The sequence below is a fragment of the Parvibaculum sp. genome (genome assembly GCF_049651025.1).
Taxonomy (GTDB): domain Bacteria; phylum Pseudomonadota; class Alphaproteobacteria; order Parvibaculales; family Parvibaculaceae; genus Parvibaculum.
The window spans coordinates 29660-48787 of record NZ_JBASBH010000077.1 but is presented as its reverse complement, the minus strand read 5'-3'; the positions used below and the strand labels follow the sequence as shown (position 1 = coordinate 48787).

Here is a 19128-nt window from a genome sequence, read left to right as displayed (position 1 = left end):
GCTGGCTATCCTCACCCAATACCGTCGTCCCGGGATTTGTTCCCGGAACCCATCTGTCTTCCGTGACGCTTGCGCGGCCCATGGGCTCCGGGATCAAGTCCCGGAGCGACGCCGAAAATGGAGCTATCCCCGCTCCAGCACCACAAACGAATAATCCGAACTATCCTTCTCGCCCGCCTGATGCCGTTCGCGCGAAACTTCGCGCCAGCCCGTGCGATCAAAGGCAAACCTCGTATCGCCTTCAGGGGATGCATGAACTTCGGTGAGATAAATCCGCGTCGCGCGCCCGATCAACGCCTCATAAATCTGCGCGCCGCCAAGCACCATGATCTCATCGACCTGTAGCTCGTGCGCCAGCGCCTCCGCACGCGCAACCGCCTCATCGACGCTCGCGAAAACTTCCGCGCCTGGCGCGTCGTAATCGCCATCCCGCGTGACGACGAGATTGGGCCGCCCCGGCAAGGGGCGCCTGGGGAAACTCTCCCATGTCTTGCGACCCATGAGGATCGGCTTGCCCATCGTCATGCGCTTGAGGTACGCGAGATCGGATGACAGCCGCCACGGCATGGCATTATCGCGTCCAATGACACCATTTTCTGCAATGGCGATGAAAAGGCTGAGATGAATGGGGCTCATTGAATATCCGGTGCGACGAGGCGCTCAGTCGTGATCGGCCGCATCTTGGAGAGAATGATCCCCATGCTCGCCGCTGCGAGAACGAGAACCAGCAACGTCGCCAGCGCCGCCACAAGTTTCTGGCGAAACCTCATCAGACCGCGATAGGCGCTGCGATATGCGGATGAGCCTCGTAGCCTTCGAGCCGGAAATCGTCATAGGTGAAATCGAAGATCGACGTCACATCGGGGTTGATATGCATCTTCGGCAAGGGCTTCGGCTCGCGCGCGAGCTGCTTGTCCGCCTGCTCCAGATGGTTGGAATAGAGATGCGCGTCGCCGAACGTGTGAATGAACTCGCCAGGCTCCAGCCCCGTCACCTGCGCGACCATCATGGTGAGCAGCGCGTAAGAGGCGATGTTGAACGGCACCCCGAGGAAAATATCCGCAGAGCGTTGATAAAGCTGGCAGGAGAGCTTGCCCTCCGCGACATAGAACTGGAACAGGCAATGACATGGCGGCAGCGCCATATCGTCGACATCGGCGACGTTCCACGCAGAAACGATCAGACGGCGCGAATCCGGATTGCGCTTGATCTGGTCGATCAAATTCTTGATCTGGTCGATCTTGCCGCCATCGGGCGTCGGCCATGAGCGCCACTGGTGCCCGTAAACCGGGCCGAGATCGCCCGCCTCGTCCGCCCAGTCGTCCCATATGCCGACGCCATTGGCCTTGAGATAGGCAATGTTCGTGTCGCCCGCGAGGAACCACAAAAGCTCATGCACGATAGATTTCAGATGCAGCTTCTTCGTGGTCACCATCGGAAAGCCGTCGGCGAGATTGTAGCGCGACTGCCAGCCGAAAGTGCTGAGCGTGCCGGTACCTGTCCGGTCCGTCTTTTTGACGCCGTGCCTGCGCACATGGGCCATCAGGTCGAGATATTGCTTCATGGGACCGCCTCCGGGATTCGTGCATCAGTTTAACGCGCGCCGCCGCCCGGCGCATCGTCAATCGGCTGCATGGTTTCAGCCTTTCCCGGAGTCTTAGGTTCCGCGAATCGAGCGATCCATCTGAATCCAATCGTCTTTCACGATCTGCCTGACGATCGACTCCAGCAAAGACCTATAACCTTAAAAGTGTGGAGGGCGCTTCCTCGAGGCTGTCTTCTGACGGCTCAGCCCGCGCCAGCCGGGACAGCAGCATGATCGGCACGAGCCCCACGGCCACGATCAGCAAAGCCGCAATGGCCCCGTCCTCATAGGTGCCCCGCGCCGCTTCCGCATAGAGATGCGTTGCCAGCGTCTCGAAGTCGAATGGCCGCAGCAGAAGCGTCGCAGGCAGTTCCTTCATGCAATCGACGAAGACGAGCAGCGCGGCGGTCGCCAGCGCAGGCCGCAGCAACGGCAAATGGATCATGCGCATCAGTGCCGCACGCCCCGCACCCAGCGTCCGCGCCGTTTCGTCGACCGTGCCTGAAATCTTGTTGAGCCCCGCCTCGATGCCGCCCGACGAGATCACCATGAAACGCGCGGCATAGGCATAAATGAGCGCCGCTCCCGACCCTGAAAGCAGCAGGCCCGTCGAAATGCCAAACCAGTTCTGCGCAAAACTATCCACCGCATTGTCGAAAGCGGCGAGCGGCGCGAGCAGACTGATCGCGAGCACCGTGCCCGGAATGGCATAGCCGAGCGCCGAAACGCGGGCGAAGAAGCCAGCCGCCCGCCCCGGTCGCACCCGCATGGCATAGGCAATGCAGAAGCCCGTGACGATGATGACGACGGTGGAGATGGCGGCAATCGAAACCGTGTTGCCGATCTCCGTGATGATCGCAGGCGACACGCCCGCTACGCGAATGCGCTTCACCGTCTCGATCAACAGATAGGCCGCTGGCGCGACGAAGCCGAGCAGGACCGGCAGGCTCGTCACACCGCAGATAAGCGCACCGCGATAACCGCGAATATGCCGCGGTTCCATGCTTTCAGCGATTTCAGACGCCACCGCCTCATCGCGATGCCGCCCCCAGCGTTCAAGCAGAATAAGCACCAGCACAATCGCCAGCATGAGCAGTGCGATCTGCGCCGCACCGGGCAGGCTCGAACGATTGACCCATGTGGAATAAATCGAAACCGTCAGCGTCTGCACGCCAAGAAACTGCGCCGCGCCAATGTCGTTCAGCGCTTCCATCAGCGCGAGGCTTCCGCCGACCGCAATGCCGGGCCGAGCGGCAGGCAGAGCAACGCGCCAGAAAACCGCAAAGGGCCCCGCCCCCAGCATCCGCGCGCTTTCAATGAGGCTGCCAGCCTGCAAGAGGAACATCGCCCGCGCGGAAAGATAGACGTAAGGATAAAGCACGAGGCCAAGCAGCAATGTGCATCCGCCAAGCGAGCGAATATCCGGCAACTTCAAATCGCGCGGGCTGGCAATGCCGAGAAGATCGCGCAAGAGCGACTGGACCGGCCCGAGCGGATGCAGAATATCGAGATAGGCATAGGCAACGACATAGGTCGGCACGGCAAGCGGAAGCAATAGCGACCACTCGAGTATCCTGCGCCCCGGAAATTCATACGCCGTCACCGTCCAGGCCGCACCGACGCCCACGACAAGCACGAAAGCGCCGACGCCGAGAAGCAGAACGATCGTCTGCATCGCCGATTGTGGCAGCACATAGGCCATGAGATGTGGCCACAACTCGCCTGAGCCTTCCGCCGCAATCGACCCAAGAACGACGAGCGGCGCCACGACGAGCAATGCTATGGCGGCCGAACCGGCCAGCCACAGATTGCTCGCCGCAAAAACGGCGCGGAGGCTCAAAGCAGGTTGCATGAGCGAGTTAGCCGTCGAAGCCGACCTTGTCGACAAGCGCACTCGCCGCCGCGCGATGCCTGGCAATGTCTGCAATTGGAAGCGCATCGACCTTCAGCGTACCAAGCGCCTCGATCAGCGGCGAGGTGCGGGCGCCGGCCTTCACCGGATATTCGAAGTTCCCCTGCGCATAAAGCTGCTGCCCTTCGTCCGAAACGAGGAACTCAAGGAACTTCACCGCCGCTTCTTTATGCGGCGCGTTCCTGGCAAGCGCCGCGCCCGACACGTTCACATGCGTACCGCCGTTTTCGAAGCTCGGCAGAACGGCATCGATCGCTTCGCCCCAGGCCTTCTGTTCCGGATTGCCCTTCCCGCTGCGCATCAGGCCGACATAGTAGGAATTGCCGATACCGATTTCGCAAATGCCGCCCAGAATATCGCGAGCAACATCGCGGTCGCCGCCGGAGGGTTTGCGCGCGAGGTTCGCCTTCACGCCGCGCAGCCACGCCTCGGCCTTCGCCTCGCCGTGATGTGCGATATAGGCCGCGACCAGCGCCGTATTGTAGGGATGCTGGCCGGAGCGAATGCAGATCTTGCCCTTCCACTTCGGATCGGCAAGCGCCTCATAGGTGAACCTCTCGATCTTCTCGCTCTTGGCCGCATAAAGAATGCGCGCGCGCAACGACAGCGCAAACCAGCGCCCTTCCTTGTCGCGCAGATTGGCAGGCACCGCCGCATCAAGCACGGGCGAGGAAACACTTTGCGTCACGCCCTTGTCGGCGAAATCGACGAGGTTGCCGAAATCGACCGCCATCAACAGATCGGCGGGCGAGTTCTTGCCCTCCGCCGCCACGCGCTCGGCCAGCCCGTCTTTCATGAAAATCGTTTTGACCTCGACACCCGTCTTCGCCTTGTAGGCGGCGATCAGCGGCTCGATCAGGCCGGGTTCGCGCGTCGTATAGATGTTGATCTCTTCAGCCGCCTGCGCTGCGGCGCCGGTGAAAATAACGGCCGACGCGGCCAGCAGGCCCGCCTGGAAAAAACGTTTGATCTGCATGGAAGGGGGTCATCCTCGTGTTCAAGGAGACCACCTTAGTCATATTGCTAATGATTATCAAAAGCCTATTTTCATTCGACCAGCGGCACTTTGATTTCCACCACCAAGGCCCTATATATGGCTCGTCAGCTTCGGCTGACTATGGCGATAAACGGATTACATAATAAGCCATTCGGACCCGGGGGCGGTACCCGGCGCCTCCACCAATTTCTCTCTGTCCTGGCAGGGTTCATTGGGGGCGAACTAGGATCGACGAGGGTGTAAAAGTAGTTCTTTTGCCCGGTATGGTTCCGCCGTTAGCGGGCCGTTTTATAGTTGCCAATGACAACTATGCTGAGGTTGCCGTCGCTGCGTAATGCAGTGCCTGCACTTCGATTGAAGTCCTTAACTTTAGCCGGTTAAGGCGGGGCTCGGGGGTGCCTGGCAACAGAAACCCCCACTTCTCCCCCCTCCCACGCCATTCAAGGATTCGAGATCGTGGCGACAATTCTGATGCCGCTCCCCTCGCGTGATTTCGATCCAACCGAAACGGGCGTTCCCTGGACGATCCTCGAAGCCAAGGGCCATCATGTGGTCTTTGCGACGCCGGACGGAAAACCGGGCGCTGCCGACCCCATCATGGTGACGGGCAAGGGCCTTGGCCCTCTCGCCCAGATGCTGCGCGCCAATGCCGCCGGACGCGCCGCCTATATGGCGATGGCGCAAAGCGCCGCTTTCAAATCGCCCATCAAATATGACGACATCCAGACCGCAGATTTCGACGCGCTCCTGCTTCCCGGCGGACACGCCAAGGGCATGCGGCCCTATCTCGAATCGGCAAAGCTGCAATCCGTCGTCGCGGAGTTCTTCACGACCGGAAAACCTGTCGGCGCGATCTGCCACGGCACTTTGCTCGTCGCGCGCTCGAAAGCGGCGAACGGCAAATCCGTTCTGCACGGGCGGCGGACCACCGGCCTTACCCGCTCGCAGGAGCTGATTGCCTGGGGCATGACGCGGGCATGGATGAAAGACTATTACCGCACCTATTCGACGCCGCTTGAAACCGAGATCCGCTCGCTGCTCGCCAGCCCGAATGATTTCCTGACCGGCCCGACCGCCATCAAGCGTGACAGGCCCGACAAGCTGCATCGCGGTTTCACCGTGCTGGATGGCAACTATCTCTCGGCGCGCTGGCCGGGCGACGCCCACCGCTTCGGCACAGAGTTCGCCGCCCTTGTTGAATCCAGAGCTAGGAGCCGCCCCGCATCGACCACATAAATTTGCAACTTGAGGAAATCGCGTGACACGTCTTCATGTCCACCCCGAGAAACATCTGGTTGCGCGTATCGGTTGGCTGCGTGCAGCAGTGCTCGGCGCCAATGACGGAATCGTTTCAACGGCGAGCTTGATCGTCGGTGTTGCGGCAGCTTCGGCCAGCAGCGCGAGCGTCCTGATTACCGGCATTGCCGGACTGGTGGCCGGGGCCATGTCCATGGCGGCAGGCGAATATGTTTCCGTCAGTTCGCAGTCCGATACGGAACAGGCCGATCTCGCGCGCGAGCAAAAGGAACTCGTGAGCCAGCCTGCTTTCGAGCGCGAGGAACTTGCACAGATTTACGTGAAACGCGGACTCGATCTCGGACTTGCGCATCAGGTTGCCGATCAGTTGATGGCAAAGGATGCGCTCGGCGCGCATGCACATGATGAACTTGGCATTTCAGAAATTACAACGGCGCGCCCCATTCAGGCCGCGCTAACCTCCGCTGCAACCTTCGCCGTTGGCGCAGCGCTGCCGCTCGCGATGGTTCTTATAGCTCCGCAATCCGCGCTCGTTCCTGTGGTTTCGATTGCGTCTCTTGCATTCCTTGCGCTGCTCGGTGCGATCGGCGCGCAGGCGGGCGGCGCGAATGTCTGGAAGGCAACTTTTCGGGTCACCTTCTGGGGCGCGCTCGCCATGGCGTTGACGGCGGGCATAGGTGCTGTCGTTGGAACATCTATCTGATCGCAGTTGCAGATAAGCGGCAACGGCATATGGACCGCGACCCAAAAGGCTGATTGAATCCCCGGACCACATTCGACGACCCGTAAGGAGTACTGAACCTTGGCCGAAGACCAGATGCATTATGACGTGATGGCACAGGAAGCCCTGCGCGGCGTCATACGTCGCGCGCTCGATGTCGCGCTGAAAAAAGGTCTGCCCGGCGAGCATCACTTCTACATCTCCTTCCGCACCGATGCGCCCGGCGTCGAAGTGTCCGAGAAATTGCGCAAGCAATATCCCGAGGAAATGACCATCGTCCTCCAGCATCAGTTCTGGAATCTCGATGTGCGCGACGATGGATTCTCGGTCGATCTGACCTTCAACAAGATTCCCGAAAAACTCGTCGTCCCCTATTCGGCGGTCCACGCCTTCTTCGATCCGAGCGTCCAGTTCGGCCTTCAGTTCGAAGTGAGCAAGCCGGAAGGCGCGGCGGAAGCGCCGAAGGCCGTTGCGACGAAGGAAGAAGCACCCGCTCTGCCGCAGGGCGATGCTGCGGTGGTCAGCCTCGACGCGTTCCGCAAGAAATAGCCGCAACCGCATATTCAGTTGCCCACGCGTCACGGTCGGGCTTGGCGCCTTTATCGAAGCACCGCCTCCTCATCCTTGGCCCCCGCCCTCCCTCGTGCTAAATCAGCGCCCAACGAAACTACCCATTGGGAGCGCGAGCGATGACGAAGACCCGTACGGAAACCGATACTTTCGGCCCAATTGAAGTGGCTTCCGATAAATATTGGGGCGCGCAGGCGCAGCGTTCGCTTGGCAATTTCAAGATCGGCTGGGAAAAGCAGCCCGCCCCCGTGGTCCGCGCACTCGGCATCGTGAAGCGCGCAGCTGCCGAAACCAACATGGCCCTTGGCCGCCTCGACAAGACGATCGGCGGAACCATCGTCAAGGCCGCGCAGGAAGTGATCGAAGGCAAGCTCGACGAGCATTTCCCGCTTGTCGTCTGGCAGACGGGTTCCGGCACGCAGTCGAACATGAACGCCAATGAAGTGATCTCGAACCGCGCCATTGAAATGCTCGGCGGCGAGATGGGCTCCAAGAAGCCCGTCCACCCCAACGATCACGTCAATATGAGCCAGTCGTCGAATGACACTTTTCCGACCGCCATGCATGTCGCCTGCGCGGAAGAAATCCACCACCGCCTCATTCCCGCGCTCCAGATGTTGCGCAATGCGCTGAACGACAAGGCGAACCAGTGGTCGAAGATCATCAAGATCGGTCGTACCCACACACAGGATGCGACGCCGCTGACGCTCGGCCAGGAATTTTCCGGCTACACCAAGCAGATCGAAAACGGCATCGCCCGTATCGAGCAGACCCTGCCCGCACTGATGGAGCTCGCCCAAGGCGGCACCGCAGTCGGCACCGGCCTCAACGCACCGGTCGGCTTTGCTGAAATGGTGGCCGAACGCATCGCCTCGATCACGCATCTGCCCTTCACCACCGCGCCGAACAAGTTCGAAGCGCTCGCCGCTCATGACGCAATGGTTTTCAGCCATGGCGCCATCAATACGGTTGCCGCCTCGCTCTTCAAGATCGCAAACGACATCCGCTTCCTCGGTTCGGGCCCGCGTTCGGGCCTTGGCGAATTGTCGCTGCCCGAGAACGAGCCAGGCTCGTCGATCATGCCGGGCAAGGTGAACCCGACCCAGTGCGAGGCGATGACGCAGGTCTGCGTGCAGATTTTCGGCAACAACACGACGCTGACATTTGCAGACAGCCAGGGCCATTTCGAGTTGAACGTCTACAACCCCGTCATGGCTTACAACTTCCTGCAAAGCGTGCGCCTGATGGCGGATGCGGCTGTCTCCTTCACCGAGAATTGCGTCGTCGGCATCGAAGCACGCGAAGACAATATCAAGGCTGCTCTCGAGCGCTCGCTGATGCTCGTCACCGCACTCGCGCCGAAGATCGGCTATGACAATGCCGCCAAAATCGCCAAGACCGCGCACAAGAACGGCACGACACTCCGCGAGGAAGCCGTCGGCGGCGGCTATGTGACAAACGAAGAATTCGACGCGGTCGTGCGGCCCGAAAAGATGATCGCACCGGAGTAATCCAGCCTTTCTCTGTCATCCCGGGCTTGTCCCGGGATCCAGGGGCGGCATAGGCTGAATTCGCGGCTCTGGACCCCGGGATAAACCCGGGGTGACAGCACAATTGGATTGCCATGCCCGCAGAGATCAAACGCTCCGTCACCATCTCCGGCCACCGCACCAGCATCTCGCTTGAGCGGCCCTTCTGGGATGCGCTGAAGGAAATTGCCTGTTCGGAAGATATATCCGTGAACGAACTTGTTCGCCGCATCGACGAAGGGCGCGACAGCGAAGGCAATCTTTCCGGCGCGGTGCGCGTCTATATTCTCGCTCACTTCAAGAACAAGAGCGCCGTCTGCATCTGATTATTGAACGACTGCGTTCTGCACCGGACGCAGCATCGGCAGAGGAATGCCGGCAATCGCCGGGCCCTTGACCTTGTCGTCCGACAGCCCGATCAGATTGCGCAATTCCTTCGGGATGAAATTCACGCCCGCGGCCTCTGCGTTTTGCGCAAGTATCCGCTTCGAGACGAATTGCTGAAGCGCCATCGTGTCCACGCGCCGTTCGATCTTGCCAACCTTGCCCGCAGCAACATTGGAAAAGCCCGGCGCATCTGCCGGATCGGTGAGTTTGACGTCAAGTTCGCTATCGGCGGCAAGACGCGGCAAATCGAACATGGCGGCGAGCTTCGCCTTGCCGCCTTTGAGCGACAACTCATCGCGCTTCAAATTGACGACGCCGTCTTTCATCGCAAAATCGCCGTCGATACCCGTAACCGGCGTCGCTCCCTTTTGCAGCGTCTGGCTCGACAAGCCCGACAGCCCGTCGACAAGCTTCAGCGCCTTCAACGCGTCGGAATAGCCAGCCACATCGAGCGGCGCGAATGCGGCATCCTTCGTCTTGATCGTGCCCGAGCCATTGACCGACGAGACCAACGCCAGCCAGCTTCGGCCCTGCGCCTCAAACTGCGCATTGATCGTCGCCCTGCCCGTTCCAAACGACGAGCCGAATGCTTGCGTGCCAGCAGCGGCAATATCGGCATTCTCGACGCCGAAGGTCAGCCCGATGCCCGGCTCTCCGGCTTTGCCGCCTTCAATCCGCGCAGACATCGCCGCCTTGCCATCTGCAAATTTCGCAGCGAAAGGCGAAACCGAGAGGACGCTGTTTGCGAGCGCAAGCTGCATATCGGCGTCGCTGAATTTGATGCTGCCAATGCTCAGCGTGCCGACCTTGAGCGCGACATTGCCTTCAAAAAGACCGAGCGCCGACCAGTCGAGCGCCGCAGTCGGCCATGTGGTCTGCGCGTCTTTCGCCGTTGCAAAGATCGGCGTCAGATCAAGCGCATTGGCTTCAAGCTTGCCGGTCAATTGCGGGAGCTTCCCCTCCGCCGCATCCGCATAGCTCGCCTCGCCCGAGATATGCATATTGCCCGTGACGATCTCGATGCTGTTGAACGCCAGCACATGCGGCTGCGATCTGACATCGGCGGAGAGAACGAAACTCGGCCCGGATGCCTGCGCCGTCGCAAAATCGGCAACATATTTCGGCGCACCGAGAGCCGCGAGAACGGCATTTACGTTCGACGCGGAAATATCGGCATGGCCGGTAAATACGCGCTCGCCAAGCGGATCGCTCGTCTGCCCCTTCGCGGTGAACGTGCCCTCGCCGACATTGACCCGCAGCGTCGTGCCATAAGGCTTGGCGCTCGGCCCGCTGAGTTGCAGAGAGGCGCTGCCTGCGCCTTTCAAACCGTCGCTCGCGTCGAAGCCCAATTGACGGAACAAGGCGCGGCCATCGGCGCTCGACGCATTGGCGATGAGATCGACCCGATTGATGCTTCCGTCAGACGCGCGCCCGCGTTTCAGCACCGCATCGACGCGGCTGTCGCCAAGCGTGCCTTTTACCGCAAGCGTATCGAGCTTCGCTTCGCTGTCGACCGCCTGCCCCGAAGCAAAATCGACCGTGAGTTGCGCCGGGCCGGAAAGACCCGATGCCTTCACGTCAAAGAGCTTCAGCAACCCATCCGTCTTCTCTGCCGCAATCTCGCCATTGATCTTGCCCTGCAGCGCATCGAGCTTTCCTTCCGACACGCCCGAAAGCGTGCCCGCGAATGCCACTTTGGCGCCTGCAAAATCCGTCGCGTTGAAACGGCGCAAATCGAGCGTTCCCTGCATCGCACCGGCAGATACATCGAGGCCGCCCACCTCATTGCCGTCTATCGTCAAGCGATCGGCTGTCGCAACGATGTCGACATCATAGGTGTCGAGAAGCGCCCACGGCTTCGTCCCGCCCGCAGGCCAGAGCGCGCGCAATGGATCGAGAGTGAATGTCTTCGCCGTGAGGCTTGCCGTCAGCAAGGGCCGCTCGCCTTGCGACGTGAAAGAAACATTGCCGCGAAGATCCGCTGGCTCAGGCGATGTTGCATAAGCAGCGGCAATATCTGCAAAGTCGAGACGCTCCGAGGTGAGGCTGACGCGCGACGAGACGGCAAACGGTCTGCGCGGCTCCTTGCTTGCCGTCGTCTCGGCTGAAGGCGTCGGCGCATCGTGAGCGACAGGCTCCGCGCGCAATGTGTCGAGCCAGCGGGCAAGCGCCGCAAGGTTCGCGCTTTCAGCCGCGACCTTGCCATCAAAGCGCGGCGTCTCGCCGCCCACAAGCGCACCGCTCAATTCGAAATTCGTTCCGCCTGCAATGTCACCGCGCGCCCGTGTGATCGCCAACTCGCCATTGTCGAGCGCCACGTCGAGCACAGCATCCTTGACGAGAACGTCACGTATCAAAAGCCCGGCAACTTTCACATTCGCCTTGGCGTCGATCCAGCCAGGCGTCGGAATGTTCACGAGCCCGCCGAATGGCACTTTGCCCCCCGCAGCAAAATCGGCGAGGCGATCGATCAATGGGTCAAGCGTCAGCGCTTCACCTGAAAGCTGAATGGAAGCTGTGGGCCTTGAGCGCCAACTCGCCCGCCCTTCGCCCTTCAATGTCGTTCCGGCCATCGCGACGATGAGATTGCGGAATGTGGCGGTTTCGCCGTTCGACACCACGCCCGCTTCGATGCGCAGCGGCGCCCGTGCCTTCTCGCCTTCCGTCGCCTTGGTGTTGCCAAGCTCAAGGCTCGCCGTACCATCGACCCGCGCGTCGGACGAAAATCCCGTCGAGATACCCGAGAACAATAATTTCGCCGGCGCCTTCAGGCTCTGCACTTCAGCGGTAATCGGAAAGGCCTTGTTGCCGCTGAAATTGCCGAGCGCGATCCGCACAGCAATAGGAATGTTGTTGGTCTGCAACGACAACTCAGCGCGAATGGGGCCGACAAGAGATGTCGCGATGACATCGCCATTGAGATGCTCGACGCGCCAGTTACGCTTCGACCTGTGATCGACAAAGGTGATCGTGCCTTCTTCAAACGTCGCCTTCTCAAGACTGACCGACGACAGGCCGAACAGCCCCTCTTCATGCATCGGCGCAGCGGCAACGAGATCGCGCCAGTTATTATGCCCGTTCGCCGCGATTTCGAGATGGATTTGCGGCCGCGTTACCTTGACGCTCGAAACGCTGATGGCGCCGCTGAGCAGAGGCGCCAGCGCTACTTCGGCATCGACCTGACCGATACGGACAAAGTCGGCATTGTCGCCGTTCGCGACATTGGCGAGCGACACGTCATTCATTGTCAGATGCGGCGCGGGAAGAATGACGAAGCTGATGTCGCCGCCGATTTTCACCTCGCGGCCCGTGAGCTTCTGTCCCTGCGTCTCGAATTCGCCGCGAAAACGGTTCCAGTCGACAAACGTCGGGCCGACAAGCGCCGCAATCAGCAGCACTGCAACCAGACCCGCAATGTAAGAGAGAACCGTGTTCAAAAATCTGTCTCCGCCCCCTGGAGCAAGCGGAACCCTCCTTGTGAGAGCTCCATTTGCCAGCGGTTTCTTGTTACTCGTCTTTGGCCTATTCTCGCCCAAGACGCACCAAGCGAGCACCTTGCGGCAAGCTGCCGCCGATTTGCGGGCAAATTATGGTTTCGGATAGCGGAAATATAGTAAATTTCTCAAGATTCCGGAAAATATCGCGCGATGAGAAAAAACAGCGCGATCGGAAGGAGAAAGAGGCTCAAGCCGCCGCGAACCGCGTTCGCTTCGGCCGCAGCGGCGTGGAGAAGAAACTCGCACGTACCCTTGCCGAACGAAATGCCAAGGCCCATGAGGGATTGCGCCGCGAAACGCCCGCCACCGAGCCCGATGGGCGCAAGCCGGAAGAGCCCGCCGAGTAGCCATTAGTGCCGAATTAGTCAGCCTACGTTTTATCAAGCGTTAATGACTGATCGCGGCAAGGACAGCGCTGGCAGCTCCGCCCTGCCCGTCTGGCATCGTCACCTCTCCCCCAAAAAACCGCTTGCTGGCGCCTGATCTTGCGCCTAACTTACTGACCGGTCAGTTATTAACTGAAGTTTCCCCGATGCGCAGCGCAACGAAACCCGGACGCCAACGCCGCAAGGAAGCCCGCCCCGCCGAGATCATGGCGGCGGCGCTTCAGCTCTTTTCGGAGCGGGGTTTCGCCACCACGCGGCTTGAAGACGTGGCCGACGCGGCAGGCGTGAGCAAGGCGACTATCTACCTCTATTTCGATAGCAAGGCCGATCTCTTCAAGGCGATTGTGCGCGACGTTGCGAGCCCGCGCGTCGGCATCATTGAATCCTTGATCGACGAATTCGGCGGTTCCGCGACCGAGCTTTTGCGGGCGCTCTACAATCAGGCAAGCGCCATCGTCGGCTCGCAGGAAATGCGCCCGATCCTGAAAGTCGTCATTTCCGAAGCCGGAAACTTTCCCGACATCGCGGAATTCTATCGCACGGAAATCGCTTTCCGCGGGCTGAACGCCATCGCCCGCATCATCGAGCGTGGCATCAAGCTCGGAGAATTCCGCCAATGCGATGCCATAGCAACGGCGCAAAGCGTCATCTTCCCTTTATTGATGAACGCGCTTGCGACGCAGGTCTTCGGCCCCCTGCCCGAACTCGAACCGGAAAGATTTCTACCCAGCCATCTCGACTTCGTCTTGCGCGGTCTCGCCGCGAGCAAGGAGGCGTGATCATGCGCCTCCACTCCCTCTTGTTCATAGGCGTGACCGCGCTTCTTCTTGCCGCCTGCGACGGCCGGGATGAAGGCATATATCAGGGATATGCCGAGGGCGAATATGTGCGCGTCGCCCCGATCGATGGCGGCATTATCGACGCGATACCGGTGAAGCGCGGCGACAGGATTGAAGATGGCGCGCTCCTCTTCCAGCTTGAGCAAACGGCGGAAGTCGCCGCGCATGAACAGGCGGCGGCGCAATACGCACAAGCCAAGGCGCAATATGAAGACCTGCTGAAGGGCTTGCGCGCACCTGAGCTGGAGCAGATCGTAGCGGCCCGTGCGAGCGCTGCGGCCACGCTGCAAAAATCCCAACTCGATCTCGCCCGCACACGCGCGCTCTATGCGAGGGGAAATATATCCAGGGCAGCGCTCGATGCGGCACAGGCAACGCGCGATGCGGCGGCAGGTTCCGTGCGCGAACTCGACGCCCGCCTGACAACCGGCAAGCTCGCCGCGCGGCAAGATCAGATCGCAGCCGCCGAAGCGGGTACGAAAGCAGCAGAAGCAGCCCTTGCGCAAGCCGACTGGCGCCTTGCACGCCGCGAAGGCCACGCGCCGCAAGGAGGCACAGTGGCGGATGTATTTTTCCGTGTCGGTGAATTCGCCGGCCCGAGCCAACCCGTTGTCTCCGTATTGCCACCCGCCAACATCAAGGTGCGCTTCTTCATTCCAGAACCGGAACTCGGTCGCGTTCATACCGGCGATAAAGTGACGCTCGCCTGCGATGCATGCGCCGCCGACCTCGTTGGCACCATTCGCTTTATCTCGACAGATGCCGAATTCACACCGCCCGTCATCTACAGCGAAAAAACAAAAGCGAAACTCGTCTACATGGCGGAAGCCTGGCCCGATGCTTCGCCGGAAGTGTTGCATCCCGGGCAGCCCGTTCGCGTGACGTTGATCGAGGCGGCGAAATAGAGCAATGACCGCGCCCGCTCATCAACTCGACACGGATCTCGTCATCGACGTTGAAGGGCTGACCAAATCTTTCGCGGGCAAGAAGGTCGTCGACAATGTCGACATGCAGGTGGCCAGAGGTGAAATCTATGGCTTCCTCGGGCCGAATGGCAGCGGCAAGACGACGACGATCCGCCTTCTCTGCGGCCTGCTGACGCCCGATTCCGGCCACGGCACATGCCTTGGCTACAATATACTGACCGAGAGCCCGCGCATAAAACGCGAAGTCGGCTACATGACGCAGAGGTTCAGCCTTTACGAAGACCTGAGCATTCGCGAAAACCTCGACTTCATCGCCCGCATCTATCAACTCGACCATCGCGGCGAGGCTGTCGAAGGCGCAATCGAGAAGCTCAAATTGACGGGTCGCGCGGATCAGCTTGCAGGCACATTGTCAGGCGGCTGGAAACAGCGGCTCGCTCTCGCCTCCTGCATCATGCACAAGCCGAAACTTCTGCTGCTTGACGAGCCGACCGCAGGCGTCGATCCGAAAGCGCGTCGTGAATTCTGGGATGAAATCCACGAACTTGCAGATGGCGGCCTCACCGTTCTCGTCAGCACGCATTACATGGACGAGGCGGAACGCTGCCACAAAATTTGCTATCTGGCATATGGCCGCCTGCTTGCGCGCGGCACGGCCGAAGAGGTCATCGCGCAATCCGGCCTGAAGACATACACAGTCTCGGCATCGTCGCAGAAACTCATTCACCGTCTCGCGCGCGATCTTGCAGGCCGCCACGGCGTCGACATCGTGGCGCCCTTCGGCACGATCCTCCATGTCAGCGGCGCCGACCGCGAAGCGCTCGTGCGCGCCATTGCGCCTTATCGCAACGAGACGGACCTCGTCTGGCGGGAAGACGAACCTACACTGGAAGATGTTTTCATCCTGATGATGAAACACGCGCCGGACAATTACCAATGATGGGCGATCGCTTCAATTTCGCGCGGCTGGGCGCGTTGATGCGCAAGGAATTCATCCAGATGCGCCGCGACCGACTGACCTTCGCCATGATGCTCGGCGTGCCCATATTGCAGCTTCTGCTTTTCGGATATGCGATAAATTCCGATCCGAAGCATTTGCCCGCCGCCGTCTTCGATCAGGATCAATCGACCTTCACGCGAAGCTTTCTGGCCGCGCTCGAAAACAGCGACTATTTCCAGATCGTCAAACGCGCGGAAACCGCAGCAGAAGCCGAAAGCCTGCTGTCGCGCGGCGACGTGCAATTCGTCATCGAGATTCCACCAAACTTCTCACGCGATCTCATACGCGGCGCAATGCCTGCCCTGCTTCTCGACGCCGACGCGACGGACCCGGCCGCGACCGGAAACGCGATTGCGGCAGTCAACATTCTGGCGGGCCGCGCCTTGAACCACGACCTGACCGGACCTCTCGCAACGCTGCGCCAGAGCAATCCGCCGTTTCAGCTCGTGACCCATCAGCGCTACAATCCCGAAGGCCGCACGCAATATAACATCGTGCCCGGCATCCTCGGCGTCATTCTGACGCTGACCATGGTGATGTTCACTGCCCTTGCCGTCACACGCGAAATCGAGCGCGGCACCATGGAAAATCTCCTCACCATGCCCGCGCGCCCGCTCGAAGTGATGATGGGAAAAATATTTCCCTATATCGTCGTCGGATATATTCAGACTGCGCTTATCCTCGCCGCCGCGCGCTGGCTCTTCGACGTGCCCATGGTCGGAAGCCTCACTCTTCTTTCCACCGTCCTGCTGCTCTTCGTCGCCGCGAACCTCGCCGTCGGCTTCACATTTTCGACGCTAGCGCGAAATCAGCTTCAGGCCGTGCAGATGGCGGTCTTTTTCTTTCTGCCTTCAATATTGCTGTCAGGCTTCATGTTTCCGTTTCGCGGCATGCCGGTCTGGGCGCAATGGATCGGCGAGATCCTGCCGCTGACGCATTTCCTGCGTATCACTCGCGGCGTTCTACTGAAAGGAAACGGCGCAGGCGACATCGCAATGGATGTGGGCGCTTTGGCGATTTTCTTCATCGCGGCAACGGTGCTTGCATTGAACCGCTATCGCCAGACGCTCGACTGAACAGAAAACGGGCCGCCGCTATACGCGACGGCCCAGATATCTGCGAGGAACAGATTTTAGCGGCGATGCGTCGCGTCACGCGCCGCATCCTTCGCGGCGCCATAAGCGTTCTGCACCTTGCCTTCGGCCTTGTCGAGTTTGCCTTCAGCCTTGAGTTTGGCGTCGCCGGTGATTTTCCCGGCAGCTTCCTTCATCGCGCCTTTGGCCTGCTTCGCCGCGCCTTCGATCCGGTCCTTATCCATAATCCGTACTCCTATGTTAGGCTGAGCTCAGTCCTCAGGAGTCAAACGCATGAACCTGGAAAAAGCCGAACGAATGAGTGCGTGAGCGTAGGAATATTCGAACTGGATTGATCCGCGTTAACCGATGGAGCTTCAGCCTGAACGCATTTGAAAAACATGCACGCCATCACGCCCGCTTCTATATTTCGGCGGTAATCGGCGTGCTCGCCTGGTTCGCAAGCGGCGATATCGTTCAAGGCCCGCTTCGTTTCGTCATCGCGGGCGATACCTTCTTTCTGGTCTATCTCATCGTTACCGGAATTTTCCTGACGCACCTGACGCCTGAGCGCATGCGCAAAAGGTCGGACTTCGAGGATGAAGGCATCGCCATCATTGCCCTCATAACCCTGACCGCCGTTTCGCTTAGCCTCGGCGCGATTTTCACCATGCTTCGCAGCGATGGAACGCCAGACCCGTTGCTGCTCATTCTCTCGCTCTGCGGCGTTCCGCTCGGCTGGTTCACATTCCACACCGTCATGGCGTCGCACTACGCGCATCTCTATTACATGCCGCAAGCCGGCGCGGAAAAACGAGCGGACGCGCGCGGACTGGATTTTCCAGCGACGCAAGAGCCCGGATCATGGGATTTCCTTTACTACTCATTCGTCGTCGGCATGACGGCGCAGGTATCGGACGTCGAGGTCAGCGACGCAGGCATGCGCAAGATGACGCTCGCCCATAGCGTCATCTCATTTTTCTACAATACGGTTCTTCTGGCGCTGGCCGTGAATGTCGCCGTCAGCCACTAGCGCTCAGGCGGAAAACATCTTGCCGGGATTGAGAATATTCAGCGGATCGAGCGCCTGCTTGATCGCACGCATGACGGCAATGCCCTCGCCATGCTCAGCCTCGAGAAACTTGATCTTGCCTTCGCCGATACCATGTTCGCCCGTGCAGGTTCCATCAAGCGAGAGAACGCGCGCCACCATGCGGTCGTGAATACGCTTTGCTTCCGCAACCTCTTCCGGCTTCTCCGGGTCGATCAGCATGATGAGATGGAAATTGCCGTCGCCGACATGCCCGACCATCGGCGCTACAAGCGAAGACTTCGCAAGATCTTCCTTCGTGCCCTTGATCGCTTCTGCAAGCCGCGAAATCGGCACGCATACATCGGTGATAAGCCCCTTCTTGCCGGGCTGAAGCGCCAGCGAGGCATAAAGCGCATTGTGCCGCGCCTCCCAGAGCCGCGTGCGATCTTCCGGCTTCGTCGCCCATTCGAAACCACCGCCGCCATACTCGGCGGCAATAGCGCCGAAACGCTCCGCCTGCTCGGCCACAGAGGCCTCGCTGCCGTGAAACTCGACGAGCAGCAAAGGCGTCTCCGGCAGCGAAAGTTTCGAATAGCGATTGCAGGCCGCCACCTGCACCTCATCAAGAAACTCGATCCGCGCCATCGGCAGGCCGGACTGGATTGTCACGATCACGGCATCGATCGCGCTCTCGAAATTCGGGAACGAGACGACGCCCGACGAGATCGCCTCGGGAATGCCGTAGAGCCGCAGCGTCAATTCCGTGATGACTCCGAGCGTGCCTTCCGAGCCGACGAGCAGCCGGGTGAGATCGTAGCCCGCCGACGATTTGCGCGCGCGGCGCGCCGTGCGAACGATCCGCCCGTCTGCCATCACGGCAGTAATGTTCAATACATTCTCGCGCATGGTGCCGTAACGCACGGCATTTGTGCCCGATGCACGCGTGGCCGCCATGCCGCCAAGGCTCGCATCGGCACCGGGATCGATCGGAAAGAACAGCCCCATATCGCGCAAATGAATGTTGAGTGCCTTGCGCGTCACGCCCGCCTCGAGATGCACGTCAAGATCATCCGCATGAACCTCGATGATCCTGTTCATGCGCGAGAGATCGAGCGACAAGCCGCCATGTGGCGCGGAGATATGCCCCTCAAGCGACGTTCCCCTTCCAAATGGAATGACCGGGAAACGATGGCGCGCGCAAATACGAATGATCGCCGCAACATCTTCGGTCGAGGTCGCAAAGGCCACCGCGTCCGGCGCGATAACGGGATGCCAGGACTCATCGCGGCCATGCGCTTCGCGGATCGGCAGAGACGTCGTCAGCCTGTCGCCGAGAAGCGCCAACAATTCGGCAAGAGCCTCACTCTGCCCGCTCGCCTGTGCGCTTGCCTTGCTCATGGCCGCCGTCCCGCTCTT

General features: G+C 60.3%; 19 protein-coding genes and 1 other RNA gene. 12 read left to right on the top strand and 8 right to left on the bottom strand.

Going from position 1 to position 19128, the window contains the following annotated elements:
• Window positions 1–123: 123 nt before the first annotated feature.
• The 5 genes from WA943_RS10615 to WA943_RS10595 form a co-directional block, all read right to left on the bottom strand.
• The gene (locus tag WA943_RS10615; RefSeq protein ID WP_424469843.1) at window positions 124–636 is read right to left on the bottom strand and encodes a dihydrofolate reductase; all 513 of its coding nucleotides are present in this window, start codon (window positions 634–636) and stop codon (window positions 124–126) included.
• Complete coding sequence (locus WA943_RS10610) at window positions 633–770, bottom strand: hypothetical protein (protein ID WP_424469842.1); 138 nt, start codon at window positions 768–770, stop codon at window positions 633–635. The genes WA943_RS10615 and WA943_RS10610 overlap by 4 nt, the downstream gene beginning before the upstream one ends.
• Window positions 770–1564, bottom strand: coding sequence for a thymidylate synthase (locus WA943_RS10605; protein WP_424469841.1), 795 nt, complete (start codon window positions 1562–1564; stop codon window positions 770–772). Before WA943_RS10605 ends, WA943_RS10610 begins: the two co-directional genes overlap by 1 nt.
• Before the next feature lie 172 nt (window positions 1565–1736).
• Window positions 1737–3437, bottom strand: a complete 1701-nt coding sequence (locus WA943_RS10600) for an ABC transporter permease (RefSeq protein WP_424469840.1) — start codon at window positions 3435–3437, stop codon at window positions 1737–1739.
• Window positions 3438–3444: 7 nt separating this feature from the next.
• Window positions 3445–4473, bottom strand: a complete 1029-nt coding sequence (locus WA943_RS10595; protein ID WP_424469839.1) for an extracellular solute-binding protein — start codon at window positions 4471–4473, stop codon at window positions 3445–3447.
• A gap of 85 nt (window positions 4474–4558) precedes the next feature.
• Here WA943_RS10595 and ssrA point away from each other — a divergent pair.
• The 6 genes from ssrA to WA943_RS10565 all read left to right on the top strand — a co-directional run bounded on the left by ssrA (window position 4559) and on the right by WA943_RS10565 (window position 8897).
• Window positions 4559–4914: a transfer-messenger RNA gene (gene ssrA, locus WA943_RS10590) on the top strand.
• 36 nt (window positions 4915–4950) lie between these two features.
• Window positions 4951–5730 (top strand): type 1 glutamine amidotransferase domain-containing protein, encoded by a 780-nt coding sequence (locus WA943_RS10585; protein WP_424469838.1) that lies wholly within the window; start codon window positions 4951–4953, stop codon window positions 5728–5730.
• Between the two features lie 22 nt (window positions 5731–5752).
• Window positions 5753–6454: a VIT1/CCC1 transporter family protein gene (locus WA943_RS10580; protein WP_424469837.1), complete on the top strand. Its 702-nt coding sequence runs from the start codon at window positions 5753–5755 to the stop codon at window positions 6452–6454.
• Between the two features lie 99 nt (window positions 6455–6553).
• The gene (locus WA943_RS10575) at window positions 6554–7021 is read left to right on the top strand and encodes an SspB family protein (RefSeq protein ID WP_424469836.1); all 468 of its coding nucleotides are present in this window, start codon (window positions 6554–6556) and stop codon (window positions 7019–7021) included.
• Between the two features lie 140 nt (window positions 7022–7161).
• Window positions 7162–8553 (top strand): class II fumarate hydratase, encoded by a 1392-nt coding sequence (gene fumC, locus WA943_RS10570; RefSeq protein WP_424469835.1) that lies wholly within the window; start codon window positions 7162–7164, stop codon window positions 8551–8553.
• A 113-nt stretch (window positions 8554–8666) separates the two neighbouring features.
• Entirely contained in the window at window positions 8667–8897 is a 231-nt protein-coding gene (locus WA943_RS10565; protein ID WP_424469834.1) for a ribbon-helix-helix domain-containing protein, read from the top strand.
• Here WA943_RS10565 and WA943_RS10560 read toward each other — a convergent pair whose 3' ends face one another.
• Window positions 8898–12395 carry an AsmA family protein gene (locus WA943_RS10560; protein WP_424469833.1) on the bottom strand — a complete coding sequence of 1166 codons (3498 nt, stop codon included), beginning with the start codon at window positions 12393–12395 and terminating at the stop codon, window positions 8898–8900.
• A gap of 152 nt (window positions 12396–12547) precedes the next feature.
• On the opposite strand from WA943_RS10560, the gene WA943_RS10555 reads away from it, so the two are divergent.
• The 5 genes from WA943_RS10555 (at window position 12548) to WA943_RS10535 (ending at window position 16682) form a co-directional block, all read left to right on the top strand.
• Window positions 12548–12802, top strand: coding sequence for a DUF4169 family protein (locus tag WA943_RS10555; protein ID WP_424469832.1), 255 nt, complete (start codon window positions 12548–12550; stop codon window positions 12800–12802).
• Between the two features lie 185 nt (window positions 12803–12987).
• Window positions 12988–13620, top strand: a complete 633-nt coding sequence (locus WA943_RS10550; protein ID WP_424469831.1) for a TetR/AcrR family transcriptional regulator — start codon at window positions 12988–12990, stop codon at window positions 13618–13620.
• Window positions 13621–13622: 2 nt separating this feature from the next.
• Window positions 13623–14585, top strand: a complete 963-nt coding sequence (locus WA943_RS10545; RefSeq protein WP_424469830.1) for an HlyD family secretion protein — start codon at window positions 13623–13625, stop codon at window positions 14583–14585.
• A gap of 4 nt (window positions 14586–14589) precedes the next feature.
• Window positions 14590–15546 (top strand): ABC transporter ATP-binding protein, encoded by a 957-nt coding sequence (locus WA943_RS10540; protein WP_424469829.1) that lies wholly within the window; start codon window positions 14590–14592, stop codon window positions 15544–15546.
• On the top strand, window positions 15546–16682 hold the full coding sequence (locus WA943_RS10535) for an ABC transporter permease (protein WP_424469867.1): 1137 nt from the start codon (window positions 15546–15548) through the stop codon (window positions 16680–16682). The genes WA943_RS10540 and WA943_RS10535 overlap by 1 nt, the downstream gene beginning before the upstream one ends.
• A gap of 56 nt (window positions 16683–16738) precedes the next feature.
• Here WA943_RS10535 and WA943_RS10530 read toward each other — a convergent pair whose 3' ends face one another.
• Window positions 16739–16924, bottom strand: a complete 186-nt coding sequence (locus WA943_RS10530) for a CsbD family protein (protein ID WP_424469828.1) — start codon at window positions 16922–16924, stop codon at window positions 16739–16741.
• Window positions 16925–17031: 107 nt separating this feature from the next.
• On the opposite strand from WA943_RS10530, the gene WA943_RS10525 reads away from it, so the two are divergent.
• Window positions 17032–17712, top strand: a complete 681-nt coding sequence (locus WA943_RS10525) for a DUF1345 domain-containing protein (protein WP_424469827.1) — start codon at window positions 17032–17034, stop codon at window positions 17710–17712.
• Between the two features lie 3 nt (window positions 17713–17715).
• Here WA943_RS10525 and WA943_RS10520 read toward each other — a convergent pair whose 3' ends face one another.
• Window positions 17716–19110 carry an FAD-binding oxidoreductase gene (locus WA943_RS10520; protein ID WP_424469826.1) on the bottom strand — a complete coding sequence of 465 codons (1395 nt, stop codon included), beginning with the start codon at window positions 19108–19110 and terminating at the stop codon, window positions 17716–17718.
• Window positions 19111–19128: the final 18 nt, after the last annotated feature.